Raw genomic sequence first — 12,480 nt, forward strand, 5'->3', positions numbered from 1 at the left:
CGCGGATGAACGAACAAACGTCGCCTGCATTTTGGCCCGCCCGGGGAAGTCTCCATGAAGGGCGGGCTTTTGTTCTGAAAGAGGATGTTATTTTTACCGTGCTGGCGCAGGAGGGCGGCATCTCCTGGATGAACGGGCGGCATCCCCAGTCCGGCGGTTCGTTTATTATTGCCACCGCGGTCAGCGATGAAGAAGAGGAGCGGGCAACGCGGCTGCTTAAAAACGAGTTTGCCCTGCGCGATCGACTTCATGACGGCTGGGCTATCCGGCCCGTCGCTTCAACCCAGTACCGCGGACGTTTTGCGCTGGTCTACGCGCCGTTCTGCTTTGAACTGCTGGCGTGCCGGGCAGGTAAGGCGATTTCCGGGATCGCCCGCTTTATCGAGATGGCGATCCGCATCTGCGGTCCCCTGCGCCAGATGCATCTGCACAACCTGATCCACGGCGATATCAAACCCGGGTCGATCTTCGTTCATCACGACGCCACCAGCCGTCTGTGCAGCTTTGGTCTTTCCTGCGCCACTTCCGACGCATTCTCCCAGTCCCGGCTTGCCGCGTCTGGCGGCACGCCCGCCTACATGTCACCGGAACACACCACGCGTACCCGGCGCGCCGTCGACAGCCGGAGCGATCTCTACAGTCTGGGTATCGTGCTTTATGAACTTCTGACCGGGCGATTGCCGTTTGAACTGAGCGCTGATGACCAGACTAACTGGGCGCATTACCATATTGCCTCTGAGCCGCTTGCGCCGGGCCGGGTGCGTCCGGACGTACCCGGCATGCTCTCGACCATTATCCTTAAGCTGCTGGAGAAGAATCCGGAGAATCGCTATCAGACCGTCGACGGGCTGATTGCCGACCTCAGGCGCTGCCAGGCGACGCTGACCGCCGAAGGTGAGATCGTCGACTTTATTCCCGGCCAGCAGGATCGCTCTCCGGCGATCCATCTTGCCGATTCGCTTTTCTCTGCGCATCCGCAGGCCAGCGACGTCATCGCCGCGTTTGAGCGGGTCAGCCAGAGCGGTGCGCCGGAACTGGTGACGATTGGCGGTCCGTCGGGGATCGGCAAATCTTCCGTGATCGCCACCACGCTGAAATCGCTGCAACAGCGCAAGGTGCTGCTGGCGGTGGGCAAGGTCGATCAATACTCTCCCACGCTGCCCTACGGCGTGCTGAGTTCGGCGTTTCGGACGCTCACGCTGCACCTGCTCGGGCTGCCAGCCGGGGAGGTGGCGACGTGGAAAATCCGCCTGTCGCGCGCGCTGGAAGGCTTCGAGGAGCTGGCTGTCAGCCTGGTGCCGGAGCTGAATTTACTTCTTGAGAACAAACCGCGTTTCTCTGCGGATACATTTTCCATCGACGCGCGGGCGCGCTTCAGCCATATGGTGCTGGCGCTGGTGAAAACCTTCGCCACCCAGGGCGCGCCGCTGGTGCTGCTGCTGGATGATGTGCAGTGGATCGACGCCGCCAGCCTGCAAACGCTCGATCACCTGCTGCGCGCCTGCGGCGCCATCCCGCTGCTGGTGGTGGTGGCGCACCGCGATCTCAGTTCGCTTTCTGATCCCAGCTTGCAGACCGCGCTGGCGAGCCTGCCGGAGGCGGCGCAGCATGCCATGACGATCGTGCCGCAGCCGCTGTCGGTGAAGGCCGTGGCACGCTGGCTCGGGGGGATTTTTCATGCCCGCAGTACCGGCGCCTCCGATCTTGCCACGCTGATCCATGAAAAAACCGGCGGCAACCCGCTGTTCGTTCAGGAATTTTTCCGCCGCATCGTCGATGACGGACTGGTGGTGCACAACAAATATCAGGGGAAATGGCATTACGATCTCCAGGCCATCCGCGCCCGGCATTACACCGAGAACGTGGTGACGCTGGTGCTTGAACAGCTCAAAGAGATGCCCGATGAGACGCGCCGCCTGCTGGGCAGCATCGCCTGCCTCGGCTGCACGGGCGAGCTGGAGATGCTGTGCCGCGTGGTGGGGCAGTCGGCGGCGGAAATCCGCTACGCCCTTCATCCGGCGGTTACCGCTCAGCTGATAGTGCTGACGGAGAAAGCGTACGCTTTTACCCACGATCGGGTGCAGGAAGCCGCCTTTGCCCTGCTGGATGAGGGCGAGAAAAGCCATCTGCACCTGACCACCGCCAGCCTGCTGGCGGATGCCGCGCGGCAGACGGCGGGTAACGAACTGCTGTTCCGCGCGGTTCACCACGTCAGCGCCGCGCTGGACTGCATCCAGCCTGCGCCGCAGCGCCAGAGATTCCGTGAGCTGAGCCTCCAGGCCGCGCGGCGTGCGAAGCGTACCGGCGATTACCTTTCCGCCTTAAGTTACATCCAGACCGCCAGAGCGCTGGGGAACGCGGGTCCGGTCTCGGACTTTATGCTGGATATCGAAGAGGCGGGCTGTGAGTTCGCGCTCGGGCACCTGGAGCGCACGCGCGCGCTGTGCGATACGATCCTCGGCTCACCGGGCGGGCTGACGGAGAAAGCGCTGGCCGCTAACCTGCTGGCGGAAGTCTATATGCGCCAGTCGGAGATCCGCCTGGCGCTGGAGGCGTCGTTATGCTGGCTGGGCGTGTTCGGGATCCAGATCAGCCGCTACCCGGAAAATGCCGAATGTGACGAGGCCTGGCAGCAGTTCTGTCAACGCACCGCCGACGCGCCGCAGAACCCGTTTACTCAGCTTAAGCTGATGGAGAGCGCGGAGACCGAAGCGGTAATGAACCTGCTTTACAGCGCCAGTATTTTCGCCAGCTTTACCTGCCCGCGCCTGCACTTTTTACTCCTGTGCCGGATGATGCACCTCACGCTCGATCGCGGCATAACCGGCGCATCCACCACGGCGATGGCCTGGTTTGGCGTGCTGATTGGCCACCGCTACGCCGAATACCGTCTCGGGTTTGAGTACGGCACGCTGGCTCGCGAGCTGGTGAACCGCCACGGCTATGATGCCTTTGAAGCCAAAACCCTGCTGCCGCTCGACCAGCTCAGCGTCTGGACCCAGCCGCTGTCGTACACTATCGAGTGCGCCAAGGCCTGCTTTACCTCGGCGGTGACCCACGGCGACATGACGATGGCCTGCTTCGCGGCCTGTCACCAGATCATTAACTTCCTCTCCCGGGGCGATCATCTGGACGGCGTGTTGACCAGCATCGATCGCGGTCTGGCTTTTGTGCGTAAAACGGATTTTCAGGACATTGAAACCGTTCTGCACATTCAGCGCCGCTACGTGGAGTTTTTACGCACGCCGGTGACGGGCACATGGAGCGCCGCCCAGGCGCTGCCTGACGATCTGCTGCCCGCACCGCCGGAGCAGGCGCCCGAGCAGACCTCGACCATGCTGTTCTGGTACTGGCTCTATCGCGGGATGGCGCACTTTACCTGCGGCGAATACGCCGACGCGCAGGCGGATTTAGAGAGGGCGGGCTGGTATGCGTGGTCCGCACCGGGCCATATCCATCTGCTGGATTACCATTTTTACAGCGCGCTGGCGCTCTCCCGCCAGCTTTCGCCGGAGACCTTCTCGGCGGATTATCGCCGCAGTATTCATCACCATTACGACAAAATTGCCCTCTGGGCGCGGATCAATCCGGGCACGTTTGCCGATAAAGAGGCGCTGATTTATGCCGAAATCGTCCGTCTGGACGGCATGAACAGCATCGCGCTGGAGCAGTATGAAAAGGCGGTGCGGCTCTCGCGGGAGGGCGGGTTTAACCCGATCAATGCCCTGGCCCACGAGCTGGCAGGGCGTTTCTCGCTGGCCTGCGGCTACCCGACCGCCTCCGACGCCCATTTCCGCGGTTCGATTGCCGCCTGGGGCCGCGCCGGGGCGCAGGCCAAGGTTCGTCAGCTGGAGCAGGATTTTCCGCATCTGCTGGCCTCCGGGCAGAGCCGCGCGTACGACACCGTGGCATTTGCCCAGAACGAGGTGATCCGCGATTTACAGAGCGTCATCAAAGCCTCACGCGCCTTGTCCGAAGAAATCAACCTCGAGCGTTTAATTGAAAACCTGATGACGCTGCTGCTTGAACGGGCCGGGGCGCAGCGTGGCCTGCTGCTTCGCGTCAGCGATAATCACATCCCGGAGATCGAAGCCAGCGCCTGGACCAGCACCGACGGGGTGCGGGTTCGCATCCTGAAAGAGACACCGATGGCGACGGACATGCCGCTGTCGGTGCTGGCCGCGGTGATCCGCACCGGGCAGGAGATCCGCACCGGCAAACCGGAGGAATTTCACCCGTTCAGCCAGGATCCTTATCTGGTGACGTCCGGCGCCGCCGTGATGTGCGTGCCGATGTTCAAACAGGCGCGACTGGTGGGGGTGCTGTATCTGGAAAACCGCCTGATGCCGGAAGTGTTTACCGCCGAACATTCGCGCGTGGTCAGCCTGCTGGGCGCGCAGGCGGCGGTTTCGCTGGAGACGGCACGGCTCTACGCCGAGCTGCTGGCGGAAAACATCCACCGCCGACGGGTGGAGAAAGAGCTGCGCGCCAGCCAGACCTCGCTGATGCTGGGTGAGCAGATCAGCCATACCGGCAGCTGGCGCTGGGAGCTGGTGCAGGATCTGATGTTTATGTCCGAAGAGTACGCCCGTATTCTTGGCCTGCCGGAGCAGCAAAAGATGATCTCAATGGCGGAGTTTTTGACCTTCGTGCATGAGGATGATTATGGCCGGATCGGTAACCTCGTTAATCAGAGCGTGCGTGACGGACTGTCGATGCGCGCGGAGTTTCGCATTATCCGCACCGACGGCTCCGTTCGCTACATCCTCGGGATTGGCGATCCGGTGGGCGTGGGCAGCGAGGTGAATGAGTATTACGGCATCATTACCGACATCACCAGCCAGCGGGCGGCGGAGGATGCGATGCGGGTGGCGCAAGCGGATCTGGCGCGAGTCTCACGGGCCACCACCGTCGGGCAACTCACCTCCTCGATCGCGCACGAGATCAACCAGCCGCTGATGTCGATTGTCTCGAACGCCGGCGCGAGCCTGCGCTGGCTCAACCGCGATCCGGCGCGGCTGGACAAAGTGCGAGAGGGGCTGGAGGAGATCGCCGCCGAGGGCGAGCGGGCAGGGGAGATCATCCGCAGCATTCAATCTCTGACGCGCAAACAGGACCCCACGTTTACGCGCATCGATCTGCACTTCCTGATCCACCACATCATTATGCTCTCCCGCAGCGAACTTGAGCTGCGACACATAAGCGTTGATTATCTCCTGAACGCTGACGACAGCTTTATCATCGGCGACAGCGTGCAGATCCAGCAGGTGCTGCTTAACCTGGTGATGAATGCGATGGAAGCGATGGCGGAAGTGACGGATCGCCCGTGCTGCATCACGATCGCCACCGCGAACTGCGCCGAAGGGAAGGTGATCTTTGAGATCGCCGATACCGGCAGCGGCATTGAGCCGGAGCTCACCGAGCGGATCTTTGACTCGTTCTATTCGACCAAAGCGCAGGGAATGGGGATGGGGCTGACCATCAGCGCCAGCATCATTGAACGGCACCGGGGAAAACTGAGCGCGCGCCGCAGAGATCCGTACGGGACGGTGTTTACCTTCGCGTTGCCGCTTGCCGGACAGGAGGCGTAACGGTTATTCCGCTGGCTGATGTTTTGTCAGGCGCTCGACGGCCCTGACCAGCTCGGCCACGGAGCGGACCTGCATTTTCTCCATCACCCGGCGGCGGTGTACTTTCACCGTAATCTCACTGACGCCCAGCTCGGCGGCGATCTGCTTGTTGAGCTTGCCGCTGATGGCAAGCTCAAGCACCTCATGCTCGCGCGGCGTGAGGGACATGTGGCGCTGTTTCAGGGCGTAGTGCTCTTTGACGCGGGCGGCGTTGTGCTGTGCCAGCCTGAGCGCGGATTCGATAGAGCCAATGAGGGCGCTGGATTCAACGGGTTTAGTGAGAAATTCGTAGGCCCCGCCTTTGATCGCCCGGACGGACATAGGGATAGTGCCGTGACCGGTGAGAAAGATGATCGGTATTTCCCGCCCGTTGGCTTTCAGCGCATCTGCGACATCAAACCCGGTGATCGTGGGCATTTGCATATCGAGGATCACGCAGGAGGGCAGATCCTCAAAGGGATGGCTGAGAAAGGCTTCTGCTGAGGAAAAGCCAAGGGCGTGTATATCCGCTGATTCCAGCAGCCCAACAACGGACTGCCTGACAGCGTCATCGTCATCAACCACATAAACAATGTGTTCCATTCACCGCCCCGGTGTGATCAGTAAACCATCAAGAATAAAATGCGCCTTTTTGAACGTAAGCGACTGTTTGCTATCCTCATTCATACTAACACATTAATAATTATTATCATTCGGCAATATGAAGATGATATGAAAGTGTAATAAAAATGTGGCGAATTGGTTAGGATCGGAACGCTGTTTTTAGAGACCTTTCCGGCTGCGAAGCCAGAGCGTGACACAGGCGATATTCATCCTGAGCCACGATGTTTTGTGTGAGGACGCCGACGGGTAAAACAGGCTACACTCTGATTTTGAGCGCGACAAGCTGAGGACATAACGATGCACTACACACTGAAAAGCAGTGACGATAAAGAAAAAGCGGAAGGAACAAGCGGCGCGGGCGCTCTACAGCAAAAACTGCTGGAATCCCGTTCGATTGTCATCTCCGGCGAGATCAACCAGGAGCTGGCCCAGAAAGTCATCACTCAGATGATCCTGCTGCAAAGCGTCAGCAACGATCCGATCAAGCTGTACATCAACAGCCAGGGCGGCCACGTGGAAGCGGGCGACACCATCCACGACTTCATTAAGTTTATCCGACCGGAAGTGCACGTCATTGGCACCGGCTGGGTGGCAAGCGCCGGGATCACCATCTTCCTGGCGGCGAAAAAAGAGCACCGCTACTCGCTGCCGAATACCCGCTTTATGATCCACCAGCCGCTGGGCGGCGTGCGCGGTCAGGCAACGGATATCGAAATCGAAGCGCGCGAGATTATCCGCATGCTGGAACGCGTGAACAAACTGATTGCTGACGCCACCGGCCAGCCGCTGGAGAAAGTGAAGAAGGACACCGACCGTAACTTCTGGATGTCACCGGCGGAAGCGCTGGACTACGGCATCGTGGGCAAACTGATCACCCATTATGACGAGCTGAACCTGGATTAAGTTTTAGCCCGCGCGTGCGTCGGGTGACGGCTTTGCCTTACCCGACCTACGCGCGCTCGATTGACCCATGACAAGTTCCCCCCTGGCTGTCTCTTCTATAATCGCGCCTGTCTCCCCTCTCACTGGTGCTAACCATGGCGTATCAACTGAACCTCGACTGGCCGGAATTTCTTGAGAAATACTGGCAAAAACAACCCGTTGTGCTGAAAAATGCCTTCCCGAATTTTGTCGACCCCATTACCCCTGATGAACTGGCGGGTCTGGCGATGGAGCCGGAAGTCGACAGCCGCCTGGTAAGCCATGCTAACGGCAAGTGGCAGGCGAGCAATGGCCCGTTTGAGCATTTCGATAACCTCGGTGAAACCGGCTGGTCTCTGCTGGCGCAGGCGGTGAACCACTGGCATATGCCCGCCGCAGAGCTGGTGCGTCCGTTCCGCGTCCTGCCGGACTGGCGTCTCGATGACCTGATGATCTCCTTCTCCGTCCCGGGCGGCGGCGTTGGGCCGCATATCGATCAGTACGATGTGTTTATTATTCAGGGGATGGGTAGCCGTCGCTGGCGCGTGGGTGACAAGCTGCCGATGCGTCAGTTCTGTCCGCATCCGGCCCTGCTGCACGTCGATCCGTTTGAGCCGATCATTGACGAAGATCTGGCCCCGGGCGATATCCTCTATATTCCGCCTGGATTCCCGCATGACGGCTTCACCCATGAAACCGCGCTCAACTACTCTGTCGGTTTCCGCGGGCCGAACGGTCGCGATCTGATCAGCAGCTTTGCCGATTACGCGCTGGAAAACGATCTGGGTGGCGAGCACTACAGCGATCCGGATCTGACCTGCCGCGAACACCCGGGCCGCGTGGAGCAGTACGAGCTCGATCGCATTCGCCAGATGATGATCGACATGATTAGCAAGCCGGATGATTTTACAAAATGGTTCGGCAGCTTCGTCTCCACGCCGCGTCACGAGCTGGATATTGCCGCCGCCGAGCCGCCGTATTCCGCAGACGAGGTGCTCGACGCGCTGCAAGGGGGCGAAACGCTTTCACGCCTGAGCGGGCTGCGCGTGCTGAACGTCAACGGCAGCTTCTTTATCAACAGCGAACAGCTGGAGACGGCGGATGTGAACGGGGCGGACGCGCTGTCCCGCTACACCCAGCTCGGCCAGGCCGAACTGGGCGATGCGCTGAATAATCCGGCGTTTGTGGAAGAGCTGACCGGATTAATTAACCAGGGATACTGGTACTTCGACGAGTAACAGACTGCGGCGTTTAGTCAGACTAAACGCCGCTACGTTCAAACCAGCATATTACAGGCCTTCCAGTAGTTCAGAAGCCGCTCATCGTCGCGCTCTTTTTCCGCTTTAATTTTCATCGCCTGGGCGAGATTTTCTCGCGATACCTCATGGCCTTTTTGCACGATGTCTAAGACCGCTTCACCAAGAGCCAGCGAAATTTCTGTCCGATTGTTGCGAATCGTCATAAATACCTCCTCGTTGGTTGCGATACTTTAATTATGAACGGGAAATAATCAGTCGCTAATAATTAATCTTATTCTTATTTTTTCAATTCGGCGCTAAATAGACATAATATTCGGTTCTGTCAATGATGTTTCAAAATGCTAATACGCATTTCAGGTCCGAATTTATGCGCTACAGTTAATTTCGTGCAACAGGCAAATAACCGAAACAGGAGAATGAATATGGTAGATAAAAGCGCAATTAAGGATCACACTCAGGTTGTCGCCAGCTGCGGAACGCATGTCGGGGTTGTAGACCATCTTGATGGTGAGCGTATCAAGCTTGCGAAGAGCGACCCGGAATCAGGCGGCAAGCACCACTTTATTCCTCTCGGCTGGGTCGATAAGGTCGAAGATAATAAAGTTGTCCTGACCAAAAACCATAAAGAGGTTTTTGCTGAGTGGCAGAAAGCATAAATATATTTCTCGTAAAGAAATATACGCCTTCGCTCCGGCTTTGTCCGGAGCGTAATAGTGTCTGCGCCCGGTGATTGCTGCCATGGCAAATGAATGGTACTGTTTTGCCTGTCCTTTCCCCGATGCAGGCTCCGAATTATGCTCCAGAGTGAAAATACATCAGCGAAGCGCATATTTTTTGTTGAGGATTTTCAAATATTCGGCGAGCGCTACGGCATCGACTACCGTTTCCCGCAGCTAAAAGATGAGCAGGTCAGCGGCAGCCCCGTGTTGCAGGGGAATGTTGAAGAGATGACGCTCTCGTCCGGCATTTCACTGACCCATTCCGACGTACGTGTATTACAGCCCTATGAAACCACCTCTCGCCACAGCAGCCCGCTTTATATGCTGGTGGTGCTGGAAGGGTGCGTGACGCTCACGCTCAATGGTATCGATTATCCCGTCCGCCCGGGCATGGCGTTCAGCTCGCGTCTGAGTGAAGATCAGGTGATGAGCGCGCGTCACGATGCTGACAGCACGCTGAAAACGCTCTCGTTTGGCGTGTACCCGCACGATGCCGGACGTGAAGCCCTGCTTGAGTCGCTGCTGCTGGAATGGCAAAGCCTGAATACCCCCGCGTTTGTCTGGCACGTTCCCGAGTTTGTGATGTCAGGCATTCAGCATGCACAGCGGCAGGGGGGAAGCATGCTCTCGCGTAAGCTGTTGCTGGAGGGGCTCATGTACCAGCTGCTCGGCCACGGCCTGAACCAGTGCCAGCTGCCCTGTCCGAGCCGCCCTGAGCATGCGCGTCTGGAACGCGTCCGGTGCCTGCTGGAACAGTCTCCTGAACGTGACCATACACTCGCGCAGCTGGCAGCCCTTGCTGCCATGAGCCCAAGCAGCCTGCGCAGCAAGTTCCGTCAACGCTACGGCTGCACACTCTTCGATTATCTCCGCGACTGTCGCCTTGCGCTGGCGCGTCGCTATCTGCTGGAAGGCCACAGCGTACAGCAGGCGGCGTGGATGTGCGGGTATCAGCATGCCACCAACTTCGCCACCGCATTTCGTCGTCATTACGGGATTTCACCGGGTGACGTGCGCAAATTCCGCTAACGTAATTTTGTCCATCGCGCGAACGTATCCCGTGCGGTTTAGCATCGCGCATACATAACCTGGCGGCGCGCATAGCTGTTTGCACCCTCAAAAAGGTAATAATTCTTATTAACAATAAGAAATATCTCTGGAGAGGGTTATGTTTGCTAAATCGCGTCTGGCACTGCTGGTGGGATGGGTTACCGGTAGCGTCGCTTTTCCTTTACTGGCGCAGGATGCCCAAAAAACTGACACCGTGGTGGTGACCTCGCAGATGCAGTCTGCGGCCACCAAGCTTGAAACGCCGGATATTGAAACCCCGCAATCGGTCTCTATCGTCACCCGCGAGCAGTTCGAAGAGCAGGGCGCAACCAGCGTGCGTCAGGCCGTGAGCTACACGCCGGGGGTCTACAGCAACCAGATTGGGGCATCAAACCGCTTCGACTACATGGTGCTGCGCGGCTTCTCGGACGGCAGCCTGGACAACGTCTACCTCGACGGCCTGAAGATGATGGGCGACACCAATTCCCACAGCTCGCTGGTGGTTGATCCGTGGTTCCTGGACAGTATCGAAGTCGTGCGCGGCCCGGCCTCCGTGCTGTACGGTCGCTCATCGCCGGGCGGCATCGTGGCGCTCACCTCCCGTAAGCCATCGTTCGATCCGGGCGGGGAGATCAAGCTCTTCGCCGGTAACAATAACCAGCGCGGGGCGATGTTCGACGTCACCGGCCCGGTTGATGATAACGACCGCGTGGCGGTGCGCCTCAGCGGGATGACCCGCTATGCCGATTCCCAGTTCGATCCGCTCAAAGAAGAGCGTTACGCGCTGATGCCGAGCCTGACCTGGCGTATCACCGATAATACCCGTCTGGATCTGATGGCCTACCTGCACCGCGATCCGGAAGGCGGCAGCCACTCCGGCCTGCCGTATGAGGGCACCGTCGTGCCGCACAGCGGTAAGAAAATCTCCAACACCTTTTTTGAAGGTGAAGACGATTACGACAAGTACGATCGTCGGGAAAACATGGTCGGTTATAACATCGAGCACTTGTTTGACAGCGGCTGGGCCGTGCGTCAGAAGCTGCGCTACCTGCACACCAAAGTCGAGCTGAACCAGGTGTATGCCGCAGGCTGGCTGAACGACACCGAGCTGAACCGCGGCTATTCCGGCTCCGATGAGAAGATGAACGCCATCACCCTGGATAACCAGGTCGACGGCAGCATCGATACCGGCGAGGTGAACCACCGCGTGCTGATCGGCATGGACTACCAGGACCGCACCAACAACGTCATCGGCTACTACGGCGGCTTCCCGCCGATTGACGCTTTCCATCCTGCTTATGGCGCGAAGCCGGACTACATCACCCAGTACAGCAGGGAAAAGCATAAGCTGCGCCAGACCGGCTACTACCTGCAGGATCAGATGTCCATTGACCGCTGGCGCCTCACGCTGGGTGGGCGTTACGACCAGGTGAGCGTGTCGAACGTCGACAACTTCAACCATACCCGCAGCGATCTGGATAAAAACAACTTCAGCAGCCGCGCGGCGCTGCTGTATCTGTTTGATAACGGTGTCGCGCCGTACGTCAGTTACTCCACCGCCTTTACGCCGACCAGCTTTGCCGACGAGCAGGGGAATATCCTGGATCCGATGAAGGGCAAGCAGTGGGAAGCGGGCGTGAAGTATGAGCCGGAGGGGATGAACAGCCAGTTCAGCGCCTCGGTGTTCCGCATCAACCAGAAGAACATTGCCACTAAAGAGGAGCCGACCGATCCGTACCGTTCCATCGGTGAAATCGAATCCGAAGGCGTTGAGCTGGAGGCGATTGGACAGCTGACCGACAGCCTGCGCATGCAGGCGGCCTACACCTATACGGATATTCGCTACAAGAAGAGCAGCCCGGAAGAGGAGGGCAAGCGCGCCGTCTATGCCCCGCGTAACATGGCCAGCGCCTGGCTGAGCTACGACGTCAAAAGCGGCCCGCTGGACGGCCTGACCGTCGGCTCCGGCGTGCGCTATGTCAACGGGATCGCCAGCGATCGTCAGAACACCCATACGCTACCGTCATACACCCTGGTGGATATGGTCGTGGGGTATGACCTGTCGAAAGTGGGGCTCACGGGCGTGAGCGCGCAGTTGAACGTCAATAACCTGACGGACAAAAGCTACGTTGCGGCGTGTAACTCGCTCTCTTACTGCTACTTCGGTGCAGAGCGCAGCATTGTCGGCAGCGTTTCGTGGACATTCTGAGTCGTTAGCCAATGCCCGGTGGCGCTGCGCTTACCGGGCCTACGGGATCGGTTTTCACCCTCTCCCTGTGGGAGAGGGCCGGGGTGAGG

Annotated in this window: 8 protein-coding genes; 6 read left to right on the forward strand and 2 right to left on the reverse strand. The window is 58.9% G+C overall.

The window, feature by feature from the left end; genetic code table 11:
* Positions 1-5 precede the first annotated feature (5 nt).
* Entirely contained in the window at positions 6-5,591 is a 5,586-nt protein-coding gene (locus ACQG2Q_RS02770) for a trifunctional serine/threonine-protein kinase/ATP-binding protein/sensor histidine kinase (protein WP_063849865.1), read from the forward strand.
* A gap of 3 nt (positions 5,592-5,594) precedes the next feature.
* On the opposite strand, the gene ACQG2Q_RS02775 is transcribed toward ACQG2Q_RS02770, so the two are convergent.
* The gene (locus ACQG2Q_RS02775; protein WP_022646926.1) at positions 5,595-6,212 is read right to left on the reverse strand and encodes a response regulator transcription factor; all 618 of its coding nucleotides are present in this window, start codon (positions 6,210-6,212) and stop codon (positions 5,595-5,597) included.
* Positions 6,213-6,530: 318 nt separating this feature from the next.
* On the opposite strand from ACQG2Q_RS02775, the gene ACQG2Q_RS02780 reads away from it, so the two are divergent.
* Both ACQG2Q_RS02780 and ACQG2Q_RS02785 read left to right on the forward strand, forming a co-directional pair.
* The gene (locus ACQG2Q_RS02780; RefSeq protein WP_022646928.1) at positions 6,531-7,136 is read left to right on the forward strand and encodes an ATP-dependent Clp protease proteolytic subunit; all 606 of its coding nucleotides are present in this window, start codon (positions 6,531-6,533) and stop codon (positions 7,134-7,136) included.
* A 134-nt stretch (positions 7,137-7,270) separates the two neighbouring features.
* On the forward strand, positions 7,271-8,392 hold the full coding sequence (locus ACQG2Q_RS02785; protein WP_045307858.1) for a cupin domain-containing protein: 1,122 nt from the start codon (positions 7,271-7,273) through the stop codon (positions 8,390-8,392).
* Between the two features lie 38 nt (positions 8,393-8,430).
* Here the strand turns inward: ACQG2Q_RS02785 and ACQG2Q_RS02790 are convergent, their stop codons facing one another.
* Entirely contained in the window at positions 8,431-8,616 is a 186-nt protein-coding gene (locus ACQG2Q_RS02790; RefSeq protein WP_010427252.1) for a hypothetical protein, read from the reverse strand.
* 219 nt (positions 8,617-8,835) lie between these two features.
* On the opposite strand from ACQG2Q_RS02790, the gene ACQG2Q_RS02795 reads away from it, so the two are divergent.
* The 3 genes from ACQG2Q_RS02795 (at position 8,836) to foxA (ending at position 12,391) form a co-directional block, all read left to right on the forward strand.
* Entirely contained in the window at positions 8,836-9,069 is a 234-nt protein-coding gene (locus tag ACQG2Q_RS02795) for a DUF2171 domain-containing protein (protein ID WP_063849866.1), read from the forward strand.
* 138 nt (positions 9,070-9,207) lie between these two features.
* Complete coding sequence (locus tag ACQG2Q_RS02800) at positions 9,208-10,161, forward strand: helix-turn-helix domain-containing protein (protein ID WP_063849867.1); 954 nt, start codon at positions 9,208-9,210, stop codon at positions 10,159-10,161.
* Positions 10,162-10,282: 121 nt separating this feature from the next.
* Positions 10,283-12,391, forward strand: coding sequence for a ferrioxamine B receptor FoxA (foxA, locus tag ACQG2Q_RS02805; protein ID WP_139154181.1), 2,109 nt, complete (start codon positions 10,283-10,285; stop codon positions 12,389-12,391).
* Positions 12,392-12,480 lie beyond the last annotated feature (89 nt).

Source organism: Enterobacter cloacae complex sp. 370H10, from assembly GCF_050031535.1.
GTDB lineage: Bacteria > Pseudomonadota > Gammaproteobacteria > Enterobacterales > Enterobacteriaceae > Enterobacter > Enterobacter intestinihominis.

Bases quoted from the DNA above. Each gene is read 5' to 3' on its own strand.
- ACQG2Q_RS02770 (WP_063849865.1), top strand. From the start codon at position 6: ATGAACGAACAAACGTCGCCTGCATTTTGGCCCGCCCGGGGAAGTCTC.
- ACQG2Q_RS02775 (WP_022646926.1), bottom strand. From the start codon at position 6,212: ATGGAACACATTGTTTATGTGGTTGATGACGATGACGCTGTCAGGCAG.
- ACQG2Q_RS02780 (WP_022646928.1), top strand. From the start codon at position 6,531: ATGCACTACACACTGAAAAGCAGTGACGATAAAGAAAAAGCGGAAGGA.
- ACQG2Q_RS02785 (WP_045307858.1), top strand. From the start codon at position 7,271: ATGGCGTATCAACTGAACCTCGACTGGCCGGAATTTCTTGAGAAATAC.
- ACQG2Q_RS02790 (WP_010427252.1), bottom strand. From the start codon at position 8,616: ATGACGATTCGCAACAATCGGACAGAAATTTCGCTGGCTCTTGGTGAA.
- ACQG2Q_RS02795 (WP_063849866.1), top strand. From the start codon at position 8,836: ATGGTAGATAAAAGCGCAATTAAGGATCACACTCAGGTTGTCGCCAGC.
- ACQG2Q_RS02800 (WP_063849867.1), top strand. From the start codon at position 9,208: ATGCTCCAGAGTGAAAATACATCAGCGAAGCGCATATTTTTTGTTGAG.